Here is a 21,697-nt window from a genome sequence, read left to right on the forward strand (position 1 = left end):
GATCAGCCGTAACGCAACGGTGAACCGTCTCGAGCGACCCGACGCCGCGTCGGAACGGCGATCCTCAACACGCGATAGCCTGGTACGTCTCTACCGCGTAGGTAACGCCCTCGAACTTCACGTATCCCGTCGATCCGCCGAATTCGTCGTACAGTTCCCCCTGGTCCTTGCCATCCGCGAGCCAGACGTGCTCGTCGTTTCCCTCCATCTCCTCGGAGTGCGTGATACTGGCTTCGGAGAGCACCGACTCGACGGCGCCGATCTCCGTGAGTCCCGCCGCTGCAGCGTCGACGACCGCGGCGTCGTCCGGCACCGCGGGCGGAAGACTAACGGTGACGTCGAACTCGGGGTCGGTACAGCCTTCCGCTTCGTCGGCCGGTACTACTTCGTCCACCCGATCCTCGTTCGGCGGACGCTCACCCTCGCCCTCGTGTTTCGACGAGTGACCGTCTTCGTCACTCGCCGGAGACTGTTCGTCCTCGTCGTCGCCGAGACACCCCGCGAGAGCGAGCGCCCCGATACCGCCGAACGAGCGGAGGAGCGGCTGTCGTTTCATTAAACGAGTGGACGCAGAGAACGGACGAGTAAATCCTTTCTGTATGGCCTGTGTCGAAATCCCGGTTTGTGCGGTGGAACTGTTGCTCGATCGTGCGAAAAAAGTCCGAACTTGCACCGACGGAACGCGGCGGCACGATGACGGCGCTAATCGGCGGACTGGGGAGCAGCCTCTCCCAGCTGGCCGGCGGGCCGCTCGGTCGTCCGTTCGTCCGCCGCGTCCTCCTCGTACGGGCTCACCTCGAGATGGCTGCTCTCCTCGGCGTCGAGCCAGATCGCGATCCCGAGCGCCACCGCTCCGACCAGGAACGCGACGAACGACGCGACGCCGGCGGTGAAGCTCTCGGCTCCGCGCACGCGGCGAGCGAGCGAGGCGATCAGTCCGACGGTTCCGCCGGCCAGCCCGGTCGCCCCGGCTCCGTAGAAGACCACGACGGGGTGGAACCTCCGGACGACGTAGCTGGTTTTCAGCCGCCAGAGGAAGCTCCGGAGCAACAGCAGCGAGACGAACTGGACGAACGACGAGTAGCCGATACTGCTCTCCTCGTCGCCGTAGACCGCCGTCATCGGGACGTCGGCGACTCGAAACTCGTTGACGTTGAGGTGGGTCAGAACGTGGTTGAGAAAGCCGTAGTTGTCCGTAACTGACTCGAGGTCAAGTTTCTCGATCGCCTCGCTTGAGATGGCGGTGTACCCGTTCTGGGGATCGGAGATCGTCCAGTAGCCGGAGGCGAACTTCGAGAGTCCGGTGAGCATGGCGTTCCCGACGAACCGGAACGTCGACATCGACGCGCGATGCTCGGGTGTCAGGAGCCGATTCCCCTTCGCGTAGTCCGCCTCGTCGGTGACGACCGGTTCGATAATTCGATCGAGGATCGCCGGATCCATCTGGCCGTCGCCGTTCATCACGGCGACCACGTCGATCCCGTCGGCGACGGCGCGTTCGTACCCCGTTTTGACCGCGGCGCCGTAGCCGCGGTTCTCGTCGTGGCGGATCGGCACGACCTGCCGGCCGTCTCCGCCGTCGGCCACGGCTCGTTCCGGTTCGGCGGATTCGCTCTCGTTGATTCGGGTGGCGACGTCCCGGATGACGTTCCAGCAGTCGTCCGGGGAGGCGTCATCGACGACGTAGATGCGGTCGACGAACGACGGGATCGTCTCGATGACCCGGCCGACGAACGCGTCCTCGTTGTAGGCGGTGACGACAACGCCGACGGATTTCCCCTTATACATCGGTTCCTCCGTCCGTTCTGCCGGGTTCCGGTTTATCCGTGTCGCTTCGCGCCGGGGTCGATTCTTCGTCCGGGTCGCCGCCGACCAGGTCGCCGCGTCGGGCATCAGAGAGCGGGGCGGAACCGTCGTGTGACCCCGCGAACGTGTACTGTCGGTGGGCCGTCCCGGAGAGATCGAGCGCGTCGCGGCCGTCGACGACGATCATCGGCTCGAGTTGCCCCCACGGAATCCCGTCGAACTCCTGGTGGGGCGTGACGACGATCGCACCGTCGAACGATTCGTCCGGTAGCTCCTCGAGGGAGACAGGCCGGGCGCCGTACTCCGCCGGATCGACCAGCGGATCGACGGCGGCGACGTCCGCGCCGGCGGCCGAAAGCGCATCGATGACGCCGAGCGCCGGCGACGCGCGGGTCTCCTCGACGCCGGGGCGGTACGTGACGCCGAGGACGACGACCGACGCGTCCGCGAGGTCGGTGCCAACCGCCTCGAGCTCGTCGGCGAGCCTGTCGACGACGACCGACGGCATCCGATCGTTGAGGTCGCGGGACGTCTGCATCACCGGCATCGGTTCGTCGAGTCGGGACAGCAGGAAGTGCGGGTAGTACGGGATGCAGTGGCCGCCGACGCCGGGGCCGGGTTCGTGTAGCTGACACACCGACAGCCCGTTCGCGGTGTCGATGGCCTCCCGAACGGAGATCCCGAGTTCGTCCGCGAGCCGACCCAGTTCGTTCGCCAGCGCGATGTTGACGTCTCGGTAGACGCCCTCGAACACCTTCACGGCCTCCGCGGTCGTCGCGTCCGAGACGGTGTGGATCTCGTTGCTCGAGAGTTCGTCGTAGACGATCCCGACCGCGCGAGTGCTCTCCGCGTCGACGCCGCCGACGACCTTCGGATACTGGCCGCGGATGTCCCGGAGCGCCTTCCCGGACTTGGTCCGCTCCGGACAGAACGCGAGTCCGAACTCGCCGCGCTCGAGGCCGCTCTCTTGGCACAAATGGGGAAGCAGGACGTCCCGACAGGATCCCGGCGGCAGCGTCGACTCGGCGACGACCAGATCGCCCGGTGAGAGTCCCGCGGCGATGTCCTCGACCACGGACTCGACCGTCGTGAGGTCGGGTTCGTGATCCTCGGACAGCAGCGTCGGCACGATGATGACGTGGATCCGGGCGTCCTCGGCGGCCGCCGATCCGTCGGTCGTCGCCTCGAACCGTCCCCGTTCGACCTGCTCGGCGACGAGGTCTCCCAGGCCGGGTTCGCCGACGACGTGGCTCTCGCCGTCGTTGACCGCCTCGACGACGGTCGGATCGATGTCGACTCCGGTTACGTTGCCGGTCGTTTCGGCGTAGACGCCCGCCAGCGGCAGGCCCATCTTCCCGAGGCCGTAGACGGCGACCGGAATCTCGCCGCCGGTCAACTGCGCTCTGAGTCGGTCCTCGGAGCGCGTCGAGCCGTACAGTTCGGGTGACTGTGTGCTCATCGGACGTTCACCTCCTGTTCCCGCGGCGTCGTCTCGATCCGCGAGTCGATCGTCTGGACCGTCTCGAGCGCCTCGATTCCGTCCTCGGCGGTCACTTCCGGCTCGGCGCCGGTCCGGACCGCTTCGACGAATGACTCGAGTTCGCACCGCAGCGGTTCGCTGGCGGAGATTCGCGGTCGTTCAACGACGCTCTCGTGACGGTAGCGGTTCTGTCCGTCGTCCGTGAGATACTCGGGGTACGAGTCGCGGTAGATCAACACGGACTGCTCGAGGTAGTCGACCTCGACGAGACACTCGCGGGCGGTCACGGTGAGCTTTCGAACCTTCTTCTGGGTCACTCGACTCGCGGTCAGCGTCGCCACCACGTCGTCGTACTCCATCGTCGCCGTCGCGTACCGGCCGTCGGCCGTACCGATCGCGGAGATCGACGTCGGGCGTTCGTCGAGCAGCGAGCCGACGATGTCGACGTCGTGGATCATCAGATCGAAGACGACGCTGCCCGGCGCCGTTCGATTGACCGGCGGCCCGAGTCGCTCCGCCTCGATGCTGATGACGTCGAGATCGTCGATCAGGTCGTGTACCATTCCGACTGCAGGGTTGAACCGCTCGATGTGGCCGACCTGCAGGACGAGGTCGGACTCGTGCGCCTGTTCGGCGAGCGCACGTCCTTCCTCGACGGATTCCGTGATCGGTTTCTCGACCAGAACGTGAACGCCGGCCGCGAGACACGTCGAGACGACGTCGACGTGTGCGTGCGTCGGGACCGCGACGGTAACGACGTCACACCGCTCGAGGAGTCGCTCGAGGGTGAGGGCCTCGGTGCCGAACTCGCCGGCGACCCGGCGTTCGATCTCGCGGTCGCGATCGGTGACCCCGACGAGCTCGACGTTTTGCAGTTCACTGTACACCCGCGCGTGGTTCTCGCCCATCGAACCGGCGCCGATGACGCCGGCTCTGACGGTGGATTGGTCTGTCATTGGTCGTAGTGGTTCCGCACCGCCTCGATGACGGTCCGCCGGTCGTCCGCCGAGACGTTCGGGTGGACGGGGATCGAGAGCACGCGGTCGGCGGCTCGTTCCGCTTCCGGGAGCGTCGCCGCGGCCGCGCTGATGGTCTCGTAGGCCGGTTGGCGGTGGATCGGCGTCTCGTAGTAGATTCCCGTTCCGACGTTTTGCTCCTCGAGCGACGCCGCCAGCGCGTCTCGGTTCGCGGTCCGGATCGTATACTGGTGGTAAACGTGGCGATACTGCGACGGCTCCGTCGGCGTCTCGAGGGGCAACTCGGTGAACGCCTCGTCGTAGGCGGCCGCGTGTTCTCGGCGCGCCTCGTTGAACGTCGAGAGCCGCTCGAGTTGCGCGCGGCCGATGGCGGCTTCGACGCTCGTCATCCGGTGATTGTGCCCGAGTTCGACGTGCTCGTAGCTGCCAGTTCCGGTTTCGCCCCGGCCGTGGTTGACGTACTGCAACGCCCGCTCGGCGACGTCGTCGCGGTCGGTCGTGACGACGCCGCCCTCGCCCGTGGTCATGTTCTTCGTCGGGTAGAACGAGAAGCAAGCGGCGTCGCCGAACGAACCGGCTCGTTTTCCGTTACACTTCGCTCCGTGGGCCTGGCAGGCGTCCTCGAGGACGAACAGGTCGTGTGTGTCCGCGAGGTCACACAGCGCCGGCATATCGGCGGGGAGGCCGTAGAGGTGGACCGGCAACAGGCCGACGATGTCGTCTCGCTCTCGGACGACACGCTCGACGTCCGCGGGATCGAGCGTGTACGTCCCCGTATCGATGTCGGCGAAGACCGGCGTCCCGCCGGCGAGTCGGATCGCGTTCGCGCTCGCGACGAACGAGAACGGGGAGGTGACGACGGCGTCGTCCTCCTCGAGACCGAGCGCCTCGAGTGCGGTCACCAGTGCCGTCGTCCCGTTGGAAGTACCGACGGCGTGTCTGGTGCCACAGAAGGTGGCGAACTCGCGCTCGAACGCCCGGACTTCGGGGCCGTCGGCGAGGACGCCGCTTTCGAGCACCGACCGGACGCGCCGGACGGCGTCCGCACTGAGATCGGGGTCGGCGATCGGAACGCGATCGTCGCCGTCGCTCGTGTCGGTCGCCCCGACGTCGGTTTCCGCTTCGATACCGGTCTCGGCGTTGATCTTCGAGTTCGTTTCGGCGTCGGTCATGCGAGCTGGTTCGGTCCCTCGAGGGGGGCGGGTAGCGTCTGTACTTTAGCCGGCGCTCCGACGGCGAGGCTGTCAGCCGGTACGTCCTCCGTAACGACGGCGCCGGCGGCGACGAACGCGTTTTCGCCGATCGTCACGCCCGGGAGCACCGTCGCGTTCGCGCCGATAGATGCTCCGTCCTCGATCGTCGGCCCCTCGAGACCGTCGTCGGTCCGAACGGGGTACTCGTCGTTCGTCAGGACGGCGCCGGGACCGACGAAGACGTTGCTCCCGATCGTCGTCTCGGTCGGAACGTAGACGTTCGTCTGGAGACTAACGTGTGAGCCGATCGTCGTTTGGCCGTCGATAACCGTCTTCGTCCCGACGAGCACGTCGTCGCCGATCGTCGTCCCCTCGCGGATCAGGACGTCGTGGCCGGTCGTGAACTCGTTGCCGACGGTTACGTCGCCGTAGACGATCGAACCGGCCCTGATCGTCGCGTCGGCGCCGATTCTGGTCGGTTCGTCGAACTCGCCGTAGTCGACCGTCGCGTCGTCGTCGATCGTACAGCCGTCGTCGGAAACGAATCGACTCACGAGCGCGCACCTCCGTCCGGGGAATCGGTCGTGAGACGTCCCAGAACTCGTCCGCTGTGTCCGTGTTGGTCTATCATAGATACTCGATACCCGTGTGGGCAATCATCCGAATACAGCCGGTAACGAGGCTTTGTTATCCCCGGCCTGACGGGTCCGTAGTCCCGAACTACACCGACACCGAGTGACGCGACGCGGTCCGATATCGATCGGACCTCTCGGAGTCGAACACTGCCTGCAGACCCGGTCAGCTCCCCGAAACCGTTGAGAGGGACGTCAGTCACGAGTCCCAACCGGTACAAATCGGTTTCGGGAGGGTAGACGCGAGATAGTAAAGGGTCACAGCGTGGCACTCGATATTGTGAGTTATCCGACTACACCCGGTTCACGGGCACGGGACTCCGGACCACGAGGGCAGCCATGAGTGAACGAGAACTCAGTCAGGCCGAACTGTTCGACGTCTTCAGCAACGCGCGGCGACGCCAGGCAGTCAGGTACCTGAAACGGCAGGGCGGCGAGTGCGACCTCGCGCCGCTCGTCGAACAGGTTGCCGCCTGGGAGAACGATATCGGAGCCGACGAGGTAACGCGCACACAGCGACGCCGGGTCTATATTTCGTTGTACCAGACCCACCTGCCGATGCTCGAGGATCACGGTATCGTCGACTGGGATCCGGACGCGCACGCGATCGAGCTCATCCCGAGCAACGAGGTGTTCGAGCCGTACCTCGACCGCCGGCTGGATCACCAGCGTCCCTGGCATCAGCTTTACGCGGCGGTCACGGCGCTCGGCGTAATCGGACTCGTCGTCTCGTGGCTCTCCGTCGGACCGGTGACGACCGCCGTCGCACCGCTCGTCGCACTGGCGCTCTGTCTCGCCATCCTCGCGGTGTCCGTCGCGCAACACGTCTCGAGGCGACCCGACCTGCGCCTGCCGTTTGGATCCGCGAGCCGGTAACCTGCCCCTCGAAGCGATTTGGTCGACGGATTCGTCAGGCGGATCCGTTCTTCTCCCGTTGATTACGGTCGAGCGTGACCGCTATTTGAACGAATTTTTATCGGTAGCAACGGGGCTGACAGTGGTCGGCGTCTCTGGTTCTGGTTGTCCCACCCGAACGGATGCGAAAAGAGCCGATTCGCTCGTGTTACCCGTCCGATTCCGGATCGTCGGTGACGGTCACCCAGAAGTAGGTGTCCTCCTCGGCGTTCTCGTTCGTCGGCTCCGTCGGTGGTTCGCCCTCGAAGAGCAGCACGCTGATCCGAACGGTCTCCCCGCTCTCTGCGGCTGGCGTGATCGTCTGGTCACCGGTCCCGGTGGATCCGGCCGAGATGCTCGCCTCGACCTGTCCCAGCTCCGTGCGCTCGACGATCTCTCCGTTCTCGATGACCTGCTCCTGGACGACGATCGTGTACTCTCGGTCGTCGTCGCCGCCGTTCTCGACCGCGATCGTTACGGGAACCGACTCTCCCGGTGCGATCTCGTCGGGCAGTTCACCGGCGACGAGTTCTCCGTTCTCGTCTTCGGTGTAGAGCGATAGCTGATCGTATCCGCCGGTCGACGCCGGCATCAGAAAGGCGAACAGCAGGGCACCGACCGCCAGTACGATCGCCAGCGTAAGGACGATCGACGACACCATCGCGGCACGACTCTCGGTCCCGCGCAGTCGCTCGAGCGGCGATCGCAACGAGACGGAGAACCGTTCCCGTTCGGGCGTCTGCAGCCGTCGGATGACGCCGAGTTGCGCCAGGACGACGGTGACGACCGCGAGGCCGCCCGCGATCGCGGCTGGATCGAGTCCCCAGCCGGCGAACGGAAGTGCGATCACGACGGCCGGACCGATCGCGAGCGAGAGCGCGAACGCGAGACCAACCCGTTCCGTCCCGTCGATACCACCCGGTCGGCGGTCGGTCGCCACCGGAGCCGTCTGCCGGGCGGTCCGTTCACCGGCCGGAAACAGCACCGACACGAGGGCGTACCCCGGCAAAAACAGCGCGAACGGGAACATCACGAGCAGGCGGGGGAGCGTTCCCGCATCGAACGAAACGACGACGAGGTACGAGAGGATCGCGGCAAGCGAGACGACGGCGAGGTCGAACGGATATCGACGGATGAACCCGAACCGAGTCTCCGTGTTGGTTGGGTGGCTCATTGTCGACACACCACGGTTGACTGAGCGCGACTCGAATCGACGGCGGAGGATACCAAGACCATTCTCGAATCGTTGGTTCAATACGTCCTCTGTTGCTTTGTTATGCCCGTATTACCGGATTCCGGTGGATGCTCTTTGTCGTCAAAAAGGAGCGGACGAGCCGCGGATCTCGAACCGGCGTCGATTCGCGGCGTTCGGGTCGACTGAGCGCGGATGCTGTACAAGCGGGATCGATCTGAGGCACCGTCCGAGCAGGGGTCAGAACTCGACGTACTGTTCTTCCCACTCGCGCCGATCGTCGATCTGCTGTCGGCCGGCATCCGTGATCGCGTAGTAGTTCGTTCTCCTGTCCAGTTGCCCCTTCTCAACGAGTTCCTTGTTGACGAGCGTATCGAGGTTCGGGTACAGCCGACCGTGATTGATCTCGGAGCTGTAGTACTTCTCGACCTCGTCCTTGACGGTTTGCCCGGACGGCTGGTCGGCACCTGCGATAACGTACAGGAGGTCACGCTGGAAGCCGGTCAGATCGTGCATTGCTCAATCACAGTGACCGTTCCATTGAGTAGATATTTGTTATCCGTATCATACAGCTGTGTTAGTACTCCTTTCAAGTTTGTTGTCCCGAATTAAAATGATTGTTTTCGTGAACGCCACCGGTTCGAGGACGTCACCACCACCAGCCGTCGAGCGGACGACTCACCGGAGTGAACCGACCGGGACAGCCGATCGATTCGGTCCGTTAGCCGTCAACCTGGGAGATCGAAACGTCGATCCCGTTCGCGTCGATCTGCACGCACAGTTTCTCTACCGTCGCTTCGTAGGCAGTCGTATGAGAGCCGTCCTCCTCGAACCGCACGCACTCCGCGAGGAGGTCGCTCTCGAGAAGGTTGTTGATCCGCCGATAGACGGTCGCCGAGGAGCTGTCGGTCTGTTTCGTCAGCTCCTTCGCCGTTTTCGGTCCGTCGCTCGTCGCGACGAGGATCATGCGGGCGCAGTCGTCGCCGAGGACGTCGAGTTGCGCCGAAGGGTCGGGAGTCGATTCCGATCGTGTATTGCTCGCTTGTGTTGACATAGTCGTGTTCACCCATCTTTGCCGGGTCGTGTGCGGTCGCCGACGAGGGGGACGATCCCGGCAGGTTGACCCGTGGCGTGCTGCCGTCGCGGGAATCTCCGCCACGTTCTAGCGAGACGATCAGTAAGCGATAACGGTATTTTATAACGATGGACCTTACACTGAGTTGCAAAATCTGTCTTCGAGGAAATTTCTGGTTTCGATTGAGAAACGGGTGATTTCGACAACCACGAAACGCGATAGCTCACGACGATCGGTGGAGAATGCAAGCCAATACGATTGAATTCACGTTGAGGCTGACACTGTTCCGTATCGTAGAATCGGCGACTCACGCGCCCTAAGACCGATATTCGCCGGGAAACAACGGATTTCCAGGATTTTAGACCCGAATCCGGGGTGAACAGTCAACGTCCTTTATTCGCATCTACCCCCCTGGATCAAAGTGAGGCCGGACGAGCGGCGTGGCGATGGACGCGACTGTGGTCATACCGCTACCCGTCCGCGTACATACATCCCCTTTCAAATCCATGAAATCCACACAGCACGACTGGAAACCGATGGAATCGTCGACAGCAGGTGCCCGCTGTCGAAACTGTGGGACACACGTGACTCAGCAGTTTGCTCGTGTGTTTGGAGACAATGGTGACGTCGTCCACGGTTGTCCCGCCTGCACGACATATCGAGAGATGCAATCAGGTGGTCACCTTCCGGGCGACTGAGTAGTTACCGGCGCGTTGTTTCGTCCGCTCCGATAATTCATTTCTGCATCTGTACTGTTCGATGGAAGACAATATTTCCGACCTTATTCACCAGAAATTAATACCGCAGGTTAAAGTTAGTGGTCAGCGAAAAGGCACGTATATGTTCGAGGGTGGTGGAACGGTTGACGAGAGCACGCTTCCGGATTCTGCTTGATCAATGTCCGTCCAGACGAACCGAACTGAGTCGCTCGAGGAAAGCGAGGTGTTTCACATCCTCGGCAACGACCGACGCCGGTCGATCGTCCAACTGCTCGCCGAGGAGTCCGGCCAGGTCGACGTCTCCGACGTCGCGACCGAGATCGCGGCGACCGAATCGGACTCGACGCCCGTTCCGAACAACCTCTACAAGAGCGTCTACGTCTCCCTGCAGCAGACGCATCTGCCACAGTTACAGGAAGACGCGGTCATCGAGTACGACTCGGACGCAAAGACGATCCGACCCGGTCCGAACTTCGACGACGTTCTTACGTACGTCGACGGGAACACGACCGATCACTCGTCCGTCCTGCAACGTCATCTCGGACTCTGCCTGTTCGGACTGTTCCTGATCGCCCTCGCCGGGGTCGACGCCCTGCCGCTCTCGAGTCTGGATCCGGTTCTCTCGAGCGTGCTCGTCTTGCTCGCCGTCGCCGCGAGCAGCCTCTACCGGCTGCTGAGCTGAGCGTCGACACGGCGAATCGAGGAGACGAGAGGACACCGTCGAATTCCGGATTACTCTCGAATCGCGTCCACGACCCGTCGTTGAACTCGTTCTTCCGTAGTGTCGCGCAAAAATCGTATCGGTCGTCGAACGATCCGCGTAGTAACAATTGAAACGGGTCACACCCGATCGCACGACGGCTGTGCGATCGGGTGTGCACTGACTGTCAGTGGTTACTAGAGACCGACGGATCCGATCGCAGTCTCTGCATCGTCTTCGTCCTCAGCTGGCGCATCGTCTGCGCCCTCCTCGTCAGTCGGTCCGTCTTCGACGGTTAACGTCGCAGTTTGCTCCCCGTCTTCGGTGAACACGCCGTGAGTGTACTCCCCGGACTCGAGTGCCGTCGTGTCGATCTCCTCGAAGGTGATCGTCTCGCTGTCACCCGGACCGAGCGTTACGTCCTCGTTCGCGAGCGCCTCACCGTCGACGCGGAACTCGACTGTCTGCGTAAGCTCTTCGTCCCCGGTGTTCGTGATCGTCGCAGAGACCTCGATGACGTCGCCCTGGGTCACGGTTACGTCCGTGGGCTCGAGATCATCGACCTCGAAGACGGCCGCTTCCGGCTCGTCCGCTGCAGTCTCGTTGTCAACCGGTTCTTCTTCAGCCGGTTCTTCTTCAGCCGGTTCTTCGACTGGCTCTTCCGGTTCTTCCTCAACAGGTTCTTCCTCAACAGGTTCTTCCTCAACAGGTTCTTCCTCAACAGGTTCTTCCTCGGGCTCCTCCGTAACCGGGACCTCGTCGACGAAGACGAAGATGGTCGCCTGTTCGATGGTCACTTCGAGGCGCTGGTCAGCAGTGTCATCCTCGAGTTCGTCGTCCTCAGCCGTCTCGTTGTCCTCAGCCGTCTCGTTGTCCTCAGCCGTCTCGTCGTCCTCTTCGGCCTCATCCTCTTCCTCGAGTTCGTCGTTCTCGACCGTCTCGTTGTCCTCGGCCATCTCGTCGTCGGCGTCGTAGTCGTCATCAGCCGCATCGTCTTCAACGCCGTTCTCCTCGATCTCATCGTCCTCGACCATCTCACCGTTCATCTCGTCGTCGTTCAAGACGACGAAGACGGTCGCCTGTTCGATGGTGATCTGTCGTTCGTCCGCCGCATCCGCGTCGTCCTCATCAAGTTCGTCCGTATCGGCCTCCGATTCGGTATCGTTAGCGGGTTCGTCGTCGACCGTTTCGTCAGCCGGCTGAACGTCTTCGGCGACGACGAAGATCGTCGCGCGTTCGATCGTGATATCCTCACCACCGTCGTCGTCCATCTCGTCGTCCGTCGGCATCTCCCCGTGCTCGTGGACGACGATGAAGACGGTCGCCTGTCCGATCGAAACGTCATCCATCAACTCCTCCGCTGACGCGTCGTCGGTGGCGTCGCCGATCGGCGTAATCGTTGGCTGTTCGATGGTAACTTCGATCTGGTGATCAGCAGAAGGCGCTTCTTGGTTCTCGTCGTCGGTCACGTTCTCGTCGTCGGTCACGTTCTCGTCGTCCGCCTCGAGTTCGGTGTCCTCGGCGGCGTCGTGATGAGGCATCTCGCCGACGAACGCGTGAACGTCCGCCTGCTCGATGACGACGGTGATAGCATCCTCATCAACGGCTTCCGGTTCGTCGTCTACGGGTTCGTCGTCAACCGGTTCTTCTTCGACCGGTTCTTCTTCAACTGGCTCTTCTTCAACTGGCTCTTCTTCAACTGGCTCTTCCTCGTTTAGTTCGTCAGCGGGATCCGTTTCAGATTCTTCCTCGAGGGAGACGACTGCCTCGTCGATGACCGGTTCATCGTCGGCCGTGAGGTACGGGCCGTCCTCCTCGCCTTCAGTCTCGACGAAGTCGTACTCCTGGTTGTCGTTCGTGTCGCGATGTGGCATCGCGATCAGGGTTTCCTCTTCTTCGAGCGGTTCGTCGAGCGTGACCTCCACGTCTTCGTGGCTGCCTTCCTCGAGGTACTCCGAAACGCCGACGACGCTTCCGAGCGCGTCGCCCTCGAGCAGGGTGCTATCGTGGATCGTCACGAAGCCGCCGGCTGCCATCGAGACCTCGTCGACGACGACGGTCTCACCGTCGCTTTCCTGATCCTCGAAGGTTACGTACGCGGACTGCTGTTCGTCGGGTTCATCGTCCGGCACCCCGTCTTCATCCTCAGCGTCGTCCGTGTCGTCTTCGGCTGTTTCGTTCTGTTCCGCATCCGGATCCTCGTCCGGAACATCTGTCTCATTCTCACCGGCGTCAGTGTCGTGCTCGTCGACGGTCGTCGCGGCTGTCGCGCCGACGACCATCGCCCCACTCGAGCACACCAACATCAGTACGGTGAGTAGTACGAGTAACTGATTGCGTGCGTTCATGTTATGCCATACTGGCAACCGATAGTCGCCAGTCGAGCGGATAAAGAGAGATAACCGTCTCGTCTGGAAACTAGACACTGCGTCGAGCTGACGCTGTATAGTGTCGCCTCTCTACCGGGAAAACCACGATTGCAGATAGAAGCGTTCTACTCGTTTTTCGGCTGCTCGGGAGACTTCGACGCCGTCGGTTCGTGGCCCGGTAAACAGACCAAATTCTCCCGCCCGAGACGTAGCTTCGTGATCTGTTCGTCGTCCTCGAGTTCCGCGAGGAGGCGACTAACTTTCGCTTTCGACCAGTCGACCGAGTCGACGATCTTCGATTGTTTCATTCGTCCGCCGTTTTCATTGAGCAGTTGACGGACCTTCTCCCGATCCGTCATGAAATCCTCGTGTCGCTGTGGTTTCGAATCGTTCGTGATGGAACTGTTCTCCAGAAGCCGATTTCGAGCGGCGAGGGCCCCACCGAGTACTAGCAGTCCGACGATACCGACGACGGCTGCGAAGTGTGGATTCCAGGACAGTTGGAGAAGTGTCGAGAGAACGGTGCCGTCGGAAACGGACACGGATACCGGGGTGGTTGATCCATTGATCGGCGGTACGTGCGCGAGGGAAACAGGTTCAGGGAGGTGGTTGCTCATGGTGGCTGGTGAGATCGTTCGGTGTTCACTGTCTGCCGCGCAGTGACCGTCTTACGGAGAACCGTCGACAGCACCGCACAAAGTATTTTTTATAATTCATATATTGTTATTGTTTCATCGTTATGTCATAGGAAACGTAGTCTCAGTCGATCCAACCGAACATGAGTGAAGACTGAAACGAAATGCAACCGTTTCTGATCGAAGTTCCTTCGATGGAGCGGACCACCGTCTCTAGGACCTGTGAGTTGGAGTCAGAATTTGACGTAAAACGTTCGCCGTACGTTCACTTTCGCCGTTCGTTTCGGCGTTTTTACGAGAGGAACGATTACGCATCCGTAGCGAAGGGAGACGAACTCCGCCGCTCGAACGCGACTCGTGGCGCTTCGACAGCGCCGGAGGAAGGAGACGTGATCCGTCGAGTTAGACGCCCGGCACGCCGGCGGCCTCGAACCCGGTCACGCCGAGGAACGCGAGCACGTAGAGGACGATCAACACGGATAGCCAGGCGACGATCGTAATCGCAGCGGCGTCCACCCAGCCGCCGGGGTAGCGGGCGTTGATGACCGCGAGGTACGCGATGAACACCAGGAGCGGGCCCAGGAGCGGGATCCAGCCGAAGAAAAGTCCGACGAGGGCCCAGACGATCGCACCGATGAGAGCGGTCACCAGTGCGTACGTGTAGTCTTCGGTGTCGACGACGACCTTCGCGCCGAGGAAGATTCCGAACGCGCCGATCAGGAGGCTCACGATGAATACGATAATGTTCTCGATCCCGAACGCGCCGATCTGGAGAATGAATACGATACTGTTCTCGATCATGAGCAGACGAAGGGCATCGGAACCGTTAGTTATCTCTCACCTACACGAATGTGAATCGGCGTTGAACCGCTTTCCATCCGCCGATTCCCGGCGACCTCGATTGCCGCTGAGAACAATCACCTGATACCCTCGTAAAGTAGCTCTTACAGACACGACGCGCAGATAGTCGGTGGAGCGAATAAATCGATCAGACGAGAGACGTCGATCGCCCGGAAACGGTCAATTCGGGGAATCAACATCTCACGCGGTAAGTGAGAAACCGTCGCCGGTGTGATGAGCGCTTCGGTCGATTACTCCGGTTCGGCAACGGGGTTGTCGCCGACAAGCGATCGAATGCCCGACTCGAGGTCGACGCGTGCCTCGTATCCGAGCGTTCGGTTCGCCTTTCCGGTGTCGGCACCGCTGTGTCTGATATCGCCGGGGCGGGGATCGCGGTGGACGATCGGCGACGACGAGTCCGTCGCATCTCGGATCGTCTCCGCGAGCTCCCGGATCGAGATTCGGTCACCCGTTCCGACGTTGTACGCTTCACCGGTCTCCTCGGTCGTCGCCGCTAGCAGGTTTGCCCGAACGACGTCGCCCACGTGAACGAAGTCTCGCGTCTGCTCTCCGTCGCCCTCGATCGTGATCGGATCGCCGGCGCGCGCTTGCTCGAGAAACGTCGAGATGACGCCGCTGTAGGGACCCCGCTGGCGCGGCCCGTAGACGTTGAAGTACCGCAGCGCGACGGTCGGCAGGTCGTACAGCTCCGCGTATCGGCGAGTGTACTGGTCGAGCGTGAGCTTCTGGATACCGTACGGCGAGGTCGGATCCGTCGCTGCCGTTTCGGGTACCGGAAGCTCCGCGGGATGACCGTACACCGCAGCGCTCGAGGCCGTGACGACCCTGGCGTCCTCCTGGCGGGCCTGCTCGAGTACGAGGAGACTCGCATCGACGTTCGTCCGGTTGCTCTGGCGGGGAGCGTCGATGCTCTGCGAGACGCTGACGATCGCAGCGTGGTGGAAGATCACGTCGACGCCGCGAGCGGCCTGCTGGAGCGCGATCGGGTCGCGAACGTCGCCCTCGACCACCGTCACGTTCTCGGGCAGGTACGCCCGGTCCCCCGTGGAGAAGTCGTCGAGCACCCGAACCTCGGTGTGGGGTGCCAGAGCCTCGACGAGATGACTGCCGATGAACCCCGCACCGCCGGTCACGAGCACGGTTTTGTCACCGATCGCTGACGAATCCATCTATCCGGTCGACGCACTACGGACCGTTTAGTATAGCACTCGTACCGGTTTCGGCGTCGGCCCTACGCCCGGCCTACGGATCCGTAGCGCTGTCCTAGATATCTTCTCCACGCTCGAGTGCGGTGCGACGGATCAACAGAAGCTATATCCGACCCTGCTGGATAGGTGCTGGCAATGACCGTGGATCTGGTCGTTCGCAACTGTACCGTCGTGACGCCGGCCGGACGGACCCCCGACGCCGGCGTCGCGGTCGAGGACGGGACGATCGTCGCCGTCGGCCGAAGCGACCGGCTCCCCGAGGCCGATCGGGTCGTCGACGCCGACGGCAACGTGCTCGTCCCCGGAATCGTCGACTGTCACATCCACAACCGCGAACCCGGCCTCGAGTACAAGGAAGACTGGGAGTCCGCGACGCGGGCGGCGGCCGCAGGCGGCGTGACGACCGTCGTCGGGATGCCCAACACCGACCCGGTCATCGACCGGCCGGAACACCTCGAACTGAAGTACGAGCGCGGCGAGGCGTCGGCCCACGTCGACTTCCAGAGCTACGCCGTCGTCACGTCGGAGAATCTCGACCTGATCCCCGCACTCGACGAGACGGGCGTCCTGGGGTACAAGATCTTCCTCGGTTCGACGGTGGGTGACGTCCCACCGCCGAGCGACGGCGAGATACTCGAGGCGATGGAGCGGATCCGCGAGACCGGGAAGCGACTCGGCTTCCACGAGGAGAACGGCGAGATCATCGATCACTACGAGCGCCAGTTCAAGGCGGCGGGAAAGAACGACCCGATCCACCACTCGCACTCCCGGCCCGTCGTCGCCGAGCGGGAGGCCGTCGAGCGGATGATCACCTTCGCCGACGAGACCGGCGCGAAGATTCACATGTTCCACGTCTCCTCTGGATCCGCCGCCGAGGCCGTCGCCGGCGGAAAGGACCGCGGCGTCGACGTCACCGCGGAGACGACCCCGCACTACCTCTGGTTCACCGAGGACGTGATGCGCGAGAAGGGCAACGTCGCCCGGATCCAGCCGCCGATCCGCGACGCCGCGGAGCGTGCGAAACTCTGGGAGACCGGCGTCGAGGGCGGCGCGATCGACTGCATCGCGACCGACCACGCACCCCACACGCCCGAGGAGAAGAAAGTCGACGACCCGTTCGGGAACACCTGGGACGCGATTTCGGGGTTCGTCGGCCTCGAGACCGAGGTCCCAGTCATGCTCACTTTCGTCGACCGGGATCGGTTCACGCTCGAGGAGTGGGTCCGCCGCCACTCGACCCGGCCCGCCCGGGTCTGGGGGATGTATCCGCAGAAGGGCTCGCTGCAGGTCGGCACCGACGCCGACTTCACTATCGTCGACCCCGAGGCGGAGTGGACGCTCGATAACGCCGACGAACTGCACTCGAAGAACTGCGTCACGCCGTTCGAAGGCGAGACCTTCACGGGGAAGACGGTCGCGACCGCCGTCCGCGGCGAAATCGTCTACGAGGACGGCGAGGTCGTCGGCGAGTCGGGATACGGGACTCGAGTCGACGTCGAGTAGTAGCGGTGAACGTCGGTTACTCGGTAACCGAACGACGCGGATCGATCGGTCGTCGGTTCGAGGGCGCTACCGAGAATTCCCGTCGGCAGGGAACTGCGTTACTGACGACGCGCTGATGCTCGCGGTCCGGTTTCGAGGAGGAGTTTGTATCCCGTCGCCACGACCGCGCCGAAACTGGCGATTCCACCGCCGAGCGTACAGATCACCCCCAGCAAGAACGTTCCTACGCTGGGCTGGGCAGCCGAGAGATCCACCGCAAGGAGCCCCGTTCCGACGGTGAGGAATCCCCAGCCGACGACGAAGACGCCGAACAGAAGCAGGTAGCCGCCGCGCAACGCGTACGCAAGCGCGGTCACCACACTCACACTCTCGGTGTTCGCGGAGAGCGAAGACATATCCACCATTCTGTCAAATACGCTGAATAGCGTTTCGATAGGTGAGGGACCTACTCGAGATCCGCGCCGACCGCCTCCTCGACCGACGCGAACCCGTCGCGCTCGAGCAGTTCCACGAGCCGCTGATTGATCCGCTTCGCCGTAGCGGGTCCCTCGTAGACGAATCCGGTGTAGAGCTGGACGAGCGACGCGCCCGCGCGGATCTTCTCGTAGGCGCTTTCGGCGGAGTCGACGCCGCCGACGCCGACGATCGGCAGGTCGCCGTCTGTGTACTCGGCGAGCGTGCGGATGGCGTCGGTCGATCGCGTCTCGAGCGGCTTGCCGCTGAGCCCGCCCCACTCCTCCTGATTCGGCGATTCGAGCCTGTCGCGGTTGGTCGTCGTGTTCGTCGCGACGATCCCGTCCAGATCGAACTCCTGGACGATGTCGACGAGGTCGAGAATCGACTTCTCGGGCGAGTCAGGCCCGATCTTGACGAGGATCGGGACGTTCGCGTCGTTTTCGGCCTCGAGCGTCTCGAAGATCGTCCGCAGGTGCTCGGGCGACCCCTCGTCGAACTCCTCGGGCGTGTTCGGACAGGAGACATTGACCACGACGTAGTCGGCGAACGGCGAGAGTCGATCGAAGACGCGTCGGTAGTCCTCGATCGCCTCGGCCTCGCTCGAGGAGTTCATCTTGCCGACGTTCACCCCCAGCGGGGTTCCGGGCGTCCCGTCCTGTTCGAGTCGCTCTTTTACGCGCACCATTCCCTGGCCGTTGAAGCCCATGCGGTTGACCATCGCCCCGTCCTCCCGCAGGCGGAACAGCCGCGGCCGGTCGTTACCCGGCTGCGGGTAGGGCGTGACGGTGCCGATCTCGACGAAGCCGAAGCCGAGCGCCTCGAGCGCGTGCGTGACTTCGGCGTTCTTGTCGAATCCTGCCGCCACGCCGACGGGATTCGGGAACGTGGTGTCGAACAGGTCGACCTCGAGTGCGGGATGGTCGTACCGGTAGGCGGCCGACAGCGCCGTCCGGGTCGGCCGCGTCGACTGGGCGGCCCGGAGCGTCCGCTTGCCGAGATCGTGGGCCGTCTCGGCGGGCAGTTTGAACGCGAGCGGCCGAACCCGCGAGTACAGCGTCATTTGCAGGCAATCGGGGCGGCGTGTAAGTAAACCTCCCGAAGCGGGTCGTCCTCCGAAGGAGTTCGGCGTCGAACCGCCGGCAGACGGTCCCGTTCGAGTGACCGATCCGTGGCGGATTTTTGCTCCTGCGGGTCGTTCGAGTAGCGGACCATGGTCGAAGCCTACCTGTTGATCACGACCCCCGCGGGAACGGCGCGGTCGGTGCTGTCCGAGGTTCGCGACCTCGAGGCGACCAGCCGAGCGAACGTCATCGCCGGCGAGTTCGACATCATCGCCACCGTGGAAGCGGAGAACACCCAGGAGTTGCTGGTACTGGTCACGGAGGAGATTCAGTCGCTCGAGAACGTCGCACGGACGCGAACCTGTGTCGTCCTCGAGTAGCGGGCTCGTACCGGGAGGGATTCCGTTACTCGGGCGCTTCTAGCAGCGCCATGATCGCCCCGCCGCCGCCGATACTCATGCCCACGAGCCCCCGCTCGACGTCCGGATCGTCTCGGAGCTGGGAGGCCAGGCTGGCCGCGAGCATCCCGCCGGAGGCGCCGATCGGATGGCCGAAGGCGACCGCGCCGCCCGAGGGATTCATCTTCTCGCGCGGGATGTCGAGCCGATCCATGACGTAGACCGACTGGGCCGCGAACGCCTCGTTGATCCAGAACGCGTCGACGTCGTCGACCGCGAGGTCGTTACGCTCGAGCAGGCTCGCGACGACATCGCCGACGGCCTCGTTGAACCGATCCGGATCGCGGTAAGCGATGTCGTAATCCGCGAGTTCAGCTATCGGCTCGAGGCCGCGGTCGGCGGCCGCGTCCGCGTCGGCGAGCAACACCGCTCCCGCGCCGTCGCTGAGCTTCGAGGCGTTCCCGGGGGTTATCGTCCCGTCCCCGCGGAAAGAGGAGGGGAGTTCAGCGAGGTCCGACAGCGTCGAGTCGGGGCGCGGCCCCTCGTCGGTGTCGACCGTCTTTCCTCCCGTTTCGACGGGGACGATCTCGTCGTCGAACGCACCCGACTCGATGGCGTCGGCCGCTCGCCGGTGGCTCTCGAGGGCGTACTCGTCCTGGGCCTCTCGAGAAATATCCTCGCGGTCGACGAGTCCCTCCGTGATCTCGCCCATGTGAACGTCGAGATTGACGTCCCACAGCGAGTCCATGATCATCGAGTCCTTCAGCGTCGCGTCGCCGTATCGACGACCCGTGCGGTAGTCCGGCAGGATCCACGGCGCGTTCGTCATCGACTCGAAGCCGCCGGCGACCGCGAACTCGGCGCGGCCCGCGTCGATCCGGTCGACCGCCAGCGCGATCGCCCGCAGCCCCGATCCCGAGGCCTCGTTCACGGTCGTCACCCGCGTCTCGTTCGGGAGCGACGACTCGACGACGGCCTGGCGGCCCGGCACCTGTCCGATGCCGGCCTGAATGGCGTTTCCGAGGGCGACCCAGTCGACGTCCCTCCCGGAGACGTCGGTTCGCTCGAGCAGACCGTCGAGCGCCGTTCGTCCCAGTTCGACCGGTTCGACGTCGGCGAGCGATCCGAGAAGGGTCCCGTGCGGTGTGCGCGCTCCCTCGAGGACGACCGCGTCGGAGGTGTCAGCCATACCGGTGAAGACGACACCGCCCCCGATCAATTTTTGTGGTCGGTAGCCGCCCGTTCTACTCGCTCGCGTCGATCGCCCGCCGATCGATCGACTCGGCGTCCGGGCCGAACTCCCGTTCGAGCAACTCGGGGACGTCTTCGGGGGCAACGTCGGCGTACCACTCGTCGCGCGGCTGGATCGCGATCGCCGCGCCGTCCTCGCTGCAGAGACCCAGACAGCCGGTCGTCGTGACGCCGATCGGCGACCAAAACGCGCCTCGGTCGCGGAGCCACGACTTGACGGCCTCGAGCGTCTCGTCGGCTCCGACGTCGGCACAGCAGGCGTACTCCGAGTCGCGATCGTTCGTACAGACGAGGACGCACGTCTCGAGTCGCGCCCGCTGTCGGTCCGTTTCCCGTCTCATCGGTGCGGGCTCGCCGCGAGCTGTTCGTTCGATCCGGCGGTCTCCGACGGTCGTTCTCGGCCCTGGAGCCAGCCGAACGTCGCCGCGAGCGTCGCCCAGACCGCCGCCTGGCTCAGGACGACCATTCCCTGGTACGCCGAGACGAGTTCGCCGGACAATCCGGGATGCGTGATGATCGTCGGCGTGAGTGGCGGAAGGACGATCGCGGTCGCGACGATCGGGACTCCGGCAGCGACGATTCCGAGGCTTCGATGTCGCGGCGGCGCCCGGTCGTACGCGACGATCGCCGCGGCCGAAACGGCGGCACCGAACGCGACGAGACCGACGTAGATCGCCAGTCGAGTCTCGATACCGTACAGCTGTTCGGCACCCGGAGCCGCGGGCGGGAGCACGAGCCACGGGATCACCGAAACGGTCAGGAATCCCGCGCCGGCGAGGACGAAGGCGCTTCCGGTTCCGCGACCGGGCAGCGCCGGCTCGAGGAGGTACAGCGCGAGCGCGAAGACGCCGCCGAGAAAGATCGCCCAGAGGACGCCGCTTCCGGTGCTTACGACCGCCGTCATCGTCTCCGAGACTGCGTGGGCGGGTTCGTGGGCGTGATCGTGCCCGTGGCCGCGGTCGCGCTGGGCGTGGTGGAGGTACTCGCCGAGCGGATTCGCGACGAACGCCACGAACAACCCGTACGCGATGCCGGTGACGGCGCCCGCGAGGACGCCCCGCCGGAGATACTGGTAGATCATCGGTCTAGTGGCAGGTGATCCCCGCGGCGTGTCGGAAGTTGTGCATCGCGTCGTGAGCGAGCGGTTCCTGCAGGAAGACCAGCGTAAACGCGATCCCCGCGGCGAACGCGAGGCCGGTCGCGATCTGGATCGGCGTCAGTTCGGCGGACGCGCTTTCGATTCGGTCCGAGACGGTATCACTCGTCGCCATGAAATTCAACTTTGAC

At 63.7% G+C, this 21,697-nt stretch carries 24 protein-coding genes; 5 read left to right on the top strand and 19 right to left on the bottom strand.

Going from position 1 to position 21,697, the window contains the following annotated elements; translation table 11 throughout:
• Positions 1 to 64: 64 nt before the first annotated feature.
• From NED97_RS10290 to NED97_RS10315, 6 genes are all read right to left on the bottom strand, one after another.
• On the bottom strand, positions 65 to 556 hold the full coding sequence (locus NED97_RS10290) for a hypothetical protein (RefSeq protein WP_252486958.1): 492 nt from the start codon (positions 554 to 556) through the stop codon (positions 65 to 67).
• Between the two features lie 146 nt (positions 557 to 702).
• Positions 703 to 1,788, bottom strand: coding sequence for a glycosyltransferase family 2 protein (locus NED97_RS10295; RefSeq protein ID WP_252486959.1), 1,086 nt, complete (start codon positions 1,786 to 1,788; stop codon positions 703 to 705).
• On the bottom strand, positions 1,781 to 3,265 hold the full coding sequence (locus NED97_RS10300; RefSeq protein WP_252486960.1) for a nucleotide sugar dehydrogenase: 1,485 nt from the start codon (positions 3,263 to 3,265) through the stop codon (positions 1,781 to 1,783). The genes NED97_RS10295 and NED97_RS10300 overlap by 8 nt, the downstream gene beginning before the upstream one ends.
• Positions 3,262 to 4,242, bottom strand: a complete 981-nt coding sequence (locus NED97_RS10305; RefSeq protein ID WP_252486961.1) for a Gfo/Idh/MocA family protein — start codon at positions 4,240 to 4,242, stop codon at positions 3,262 to 3,264. Before NED97_RS10305 ends, NED97_RS10300 begins: the two co-directional genes overlap by 4 nt.
• Positions 4,239 to 5,435, bottom strand: coding sequence for a DegT/DnrJ/EryC1/StrS family aminotransferase (locus NED97_RS10310; protein ID WP_252486962.1), 1,197 nt, complete (start codon positions 5,433 to 5,435; stop codon positions 4,239 to 4,241). Before NED97_RS10310 ends, NED97_RS10305 begins: the two co-directional genes overlap by 4 nt.
• On the bottom strand, positions 5,432 to 6,010 hold the full coding sequence (locus NED97_RS10315; RefSeq protein WP_252486963.1) for an acyltransferase: 579 nt from the start codon (positions 6,008 to 6,010) through the stop codon (positions 5,432 to 5,434). Before NED97_RS10315 ends, NED97_RS10310 begins: the two co-directional genes overlap by 4 nt.
• Positions 6,011 to 6,427: 417 nt before the next feature.
• Here NED97_RS10315 and NED97_RS10320 point away from each other — a divergent pair, with 417 nt between their 5' ends.
• Positions 6,428 to 6,964 carry a DUF7344 domain-containing protein gene (locus NED97_RS10320; protein WP_252486964.1) on the top strand — a complete coding sequence of 179 codons (537 nt, stop codon included), beginning with the start codon at positions 6,428 to 6,430 and terminating at the stop codon, positions 6,962 to 6,964.
• Positions 6,965 to 7,151: 187 nt separating this feature from the next.
• On the opposite strand, the gene NED97_RS10325 is transcribed toward NED97_RS10320, so the two are convergent.
• From NED97_RS10325 to NED97_RS10335, 3 genes are all read right to left on the bottom strand, one after another.
• Positions 7,152 to 8,156 carry a DUF1616 domain-containing protein gene (locus NED97_RS10325; protein WP_252486965.1) on the bottom strand — a complete coding sequence of 335 codons (1,005 nt, stop codon included), beginning with the start codon at positions 8,154 to 8,156 and terminating at the stop codon, positions 7,152 to 7,154.
• Between the two features lie 258 nt (positions 8,157 to 8,414).
• On the bottom strand, positions 8,415 to 8,690 hold the full coding sequence (locus tag NED97_RS10330) for a PadR family transcriptional regulator (RefSeq protein WP_148859043.1): 276 nt from the start codon (positions 8,688 to 8,690) through the stop codon (positions 8,415 to 8,417).
• Positions 8,691 to 8,895: 205 nt separating this feature from the next.
• Complete coding sequence (locus NED97_RS10335; protein ID WP_252486966.1) at positions 8,896 to 9,228, bottom strand: winged helix-turn-helix domain-containing protein; 333 nt, start codon at positions 9,226 to 9,228, stop codon at positions 8,896 to 8,898.
• Positions 9,229 to 9,755: 527 nt separating this feature from the next.
• Here NED97_RS10335 and NED97_RS10340 point away from each other — a divergent pair.
• Together NED97_RS10340 and NED97_RS10345 are read left to right on the top strand one after the other, a co-directional pair.
• A complete protein-coding gene (locus NED97_RS10340) occupies positions 9,756 to 9,947 on the top strand; it encodes a DUF7563 family protein (protein ID WP_252490611.1) in 192 nt (63 codons plus the stop codon).
• A 199-nt stretch (positions 9,948 to 10,146) separates the two neighbouring features.
• Entirely contained in the window at positions 10,147 to 10,650 is a 504-nt protein-coding gene (locus NED97_RS10345) for a DUF7344 domain-containing protein (protein ID WP_252486967.1), read from the top strand.
• Positions 10,651 to 10,865: 215 nt separating this feature from the next.
• On the opposite strand, the gene NED97_RS10350 is transcribed toward NED97_RS10345, so the two are convergent.
• From NED97_RS10350 to NED97_RS10365, 4 genes are all read right to left on the bottom strand, one after another.
• Positions 10,866 to 13,016 (bottom strand): DUF7282 domain-containing protein, encoded by a 2,151-nt coding sequence (locus tag NED97_RS10350; RefSeq protein ID WP_252486968.1) that lies wholly within the window; start codon positions 13,014 to 13,016, stop codon positions 10,866 to 10,868.
• Positions 13,017 to 13,162: 146 nt separating this feature from the next.
• Positions 13,163 to 13,654: a helix-turn-helix transcriptional regulator gene (locus NED97_RS10355; RefSeq protein WP_252486969.1), complete on the bottom strand. Its 492-nt coding sequence runs from the start codon at positions 13,652 to 13,654 to the stop codon at positions 13,163 to 13,165.
• Positions 13,655 to 14,074: 420 nt separating this feature from the next.
• Positions 14,075 to 14,473: a hypothetical protein gene (locus NED97_RS10360; RefSeq protein ID WP_252486970.1), complete on the bottom strand. Its 399-nt coding sequence runs from the start codon at positions 14,471 to 14,473 to the stop codon at positions 14,075 to 14,077.
• 290 nt (positions 14,474 to 14,763) lie between these two features.
• A complete protein-coding gene (locus NED97_RS10365; protein WP_252486971.1) occupies positions 14,764 to 15,702 on the bottom strand; it encodes an NAD-dependent epimerase/dehydratase family protein in 939 nt (312 codons plus the stop codon).
• Between the two features lie 174 nt (positions 15,703 to 15,876).
• Between NED97_RS10365 and allB the strand changes: the two genes are divergently transcribed.
• Positions 15,877 to 17,244: an allantoinase AllB gene (gene allB, locus NED97_RS10370; protein WP_252486972.1), complete on the top strand. Its 1,368-nt coding sequence runs from the start codon at positions 15,877 to 15,879 to the stop codon at positions 17,242 to 17,244.
• Between the two features lie 98 nt (positions 17,245 to 17,342).
• On the opposite strand, the gene NED97_RS10375 is transcribed toward allB, so the two are convergent.
• Positions 17,343 to 17,639 carry a hypothetical protein gene (locus NED97_RS10375; protein WP_252486973.1) on the bottom strand — a complete coding sequence of 99 codons (297 nt, stop codon included), beginning with the start codon at positions 17,637 to 17,639 and terminating at the stop codon, positions 17,343 to 17,345.
• 50 nt (positions 17,640 to 17,689) lie between these two features.
• On the bottom strand, positions 17,690 to 18,760 hold the full coding sequence (locus NED97_RS10380) for a quinone-dependent dihydroorotate dehydrogenase (protein ID WP_252486974.1): 1,071 nt from the start codon (positions 18,758 to 18,760) through the stop codon (positions 17,690 to 17,692).
• 150 nt (positions 18,761 to 18,910) lie between these two features.
• Between NED97_RS10380 and NED97_RS10385 the strand changes: the two genes are divergently transcribed.
• Positions 18,911 to 19,141, top strand: a complete 231-nt coding sequence (locus NED97_RS10385) for an Lrp/AsnC ligand binding domain-containing protein (RefSeq protein WP_252486975.1) — start codon at positions 18,911 to 18,913, stop codon at positions 19,139 to 19,141.
• 25 nt (positions 19,142 to 19,166) lie between these two features.
• On the opposite strand, the gene NED97_RS10390 is transcribed toward NED97_RS10385, so the two are convergent.
• From NED97_RS10390 to NED97_RS10405, 4 genes are read right to left on the bottom strand one after another with little or no spacing between them, the layout of a single operon-like run.
• Entirely contained in the window at positions 19,167 to 20,348 is a 1,182-nt protein-coding gene (locus NED97_RS10390) for a thiolase family protein (RefSeq protein WP_252486976.1), read from the bottom strand.
• 55 nt (positions 20,349 to 20,403) lie between these two features.
• Positions 20,404 to 20,751 (bottom strand): (2Fe-2S) ferredoxin domain-containing protein, encoded by a 348-nt coding sequence (locus NED97_RS10395; protein WP_252486977.1) that lies wholly within the window; start codon positions 20,749 to 20,751, stop codon positions 20,404 to 20,406.
• On the bottom strand, positions 20,748 to 21,491 hold the full coding sequence (locus NED97_RS10400; RefSeq protein ID WP_252486978.1) for a CbtA family protein: 744 nt from the start codon (positions 21,489 to 21,491) through the stop codon (positions 20,748 to 20,750). Before NED97_RS10400 ends, NED97_RS10395 begins: the two co-directional genes overlap by 4 nt.
• 4 nt (positions 21,492 to 21,495) lie before the next feature.
• Complete coding sequence (locus NED97_RS10405; protein WP_252486979.1) at positions 21,496 to 21,681, bottom strand: CbtB domain-containing protein; 186 nt, start codon at positions 21,679 to 21,681, stop codon at positions 21,496 to 21,498.
• Positions 21,682 to 21,697: the final 16 nt, after the last annotated feature.

This window comes from Natronococcus sp. CG52 (assembly GCF_023913515.1).
Lineage (GTDB): Archaea > Halobacteriota > Halobacteria > Halobacteriales > Natrialbaceae > Natronococcus > Natronococcus zhouii.

Coding starts and splice junctions, on each gene's coding strand:
- NED97_RS10290 (WP_252486958.1), bottom strand. CDS start 556: ATGAAACGACAGCCGCTCCTCCGCTCGTTCGGCGGTATCGGGGCGCTC.
- NED97_RS10295 (WP_252486959.1), bottom strand. CDS start 1,788: ATGTATAAGGGGAAATCCGTCGGCGTTGTCGTCACCGCCTACAACGAG.
- NED97_RS10300 (WP_252486960.1), bottom strand. CDS start 3,265: ATGAGCACACAGTCACCCGAACTGTACGGCTCGACGCGCTCCGAGGAC.
- NED97_RS10305 (WP_252486961.1), bottom strand. CDS start 4,242: ATGACAGACCAATCCACCGTCAGAGCCGGCGTCATCGGCGCCGGTTCG.
- NED97_RS10310 (WP_252486962.1), bottom strand. CDS start 5,435: ATGACCGACGCCGAAACGAACTCGAAGATCAACGCCGAGACCGGTATC.
- NED97_RS10320 (WP_252486964.1), top strand. CDS start 6,428: ATGAGTGAACGAGAACTCAGTCAGGCCGAACTGTTCGACGTCTTCAGC.
- NED97_RS10325 (WP_252486965.1), bottom strand. CDS start 8,156: ATGAGCCACCCAACCAACACGGAGACTCGGTTCGGGTTCATCCGTCGA.
- NED97_RS10330 (WP_148859043.1), bottom strand. CDS start 8,690: ATGCACGATCTGACCGGCTTCCAGCGTGACCTCCTGTACGTTATCGCA.
- NED97_RS10335 (WP_252486966.1), bottom strand. CDS start 9,228: ATGTCAACACAAGCGAGCAATACACGATCGGAATCGACTCCCGACCCT.
- NED97_RS10340 (WP_252490611.1), top strand. CDS start 9,756: ATGAAATCCACACAGCACGACTGGAAACCGATGGAATCGTCGACAGCA.
- NED97_RS10345 (WP_252486967.1), top strand. CDS start 10,147: ATGTCCGTCCAGACGAACCGAACTGAGTCGCTCGAGGAAAGCGAGGTG.
- NED97_RS10350 (WP_252486968.1), bottom strand. CDS start 13,016: ATGAACGCACGCAATCAGTTACTCGTACTACTCACCGTACTGATGTTG.
- NED97_RS10355 (WP_252486969.1), bottom strand. CDS start 13,654: ATGAGCAACCACCTCCCTGAACCTGTTTCCCTCGCGCACGTACCGCCG.
- NED97_RS10360 (WP_252486970.1), bottom strand. CDS start 14,473: ATGATCGAGAACAGTATCGTATTCATTCTCCAGATCGGCGCGTTCGGG.
- NED97_RS10365 (WP_252486971.1), bottom strand. CDS start 15,702: ATGGATTCGTCAGCGATCGGTGACAAAACCGTGCTCGTGACCGGCGGT.
- allB (WP_252486972.1), top strand. CDS start 15,877: ATGACCGTGGATCTGGTCGTTCGCAACTGTACCGTCGTGACGCCGGCC.
- NED97_RS10375 (WP_252486973.1), bottom strand. CDS start 17,639: ATGTCTTCGCTCTCCGCGAACACCGAGAGTGTGAGTGTGGTGACCGCG.
- NED97_RS10380 (WP_252486974.1), bottom strand. CDS start 18,760: ATGACGCTGTACTCGCGGGTTCGGCCGCTCGCGTTCAAACTGCCCGCC.
- NED97_RS10385 (WP_252486975.1), top strand. CDS start 18,911: ATGGTCGAAGCCTACCTGTTGATCACGACCCCCGCGGGAACGGCGCGG.
- NED97_RS10390 (WP_252486976.1), bottom strand. CDS start 20,348: ATGGCTGACACCTCCGACGCGGTCGTCCTCGAGGGAGCGCGCACACCG.
- NED97_RS10395 (WP_252486977.1), bottom strand. CDS start 20,751: ATGAGACGGGAAACGGACCGACAGCGGGCGCGACTCGAGACGTGCGTC.
- NED97_RS10400 (WP_252486978.1), bottom strand. CDS start 21,491: ATGATCTACCAGTATCTCCGGCGGGGCGTCCTCGCGGGCGCCGTCACC.
- NED97_RS10405 (WP_252486979.1), bottom strand. CDS start 21,681: ATGGCGACGAGTGATACCGTCTCGGACCGAATCGAAAGCGCGTCCGCC.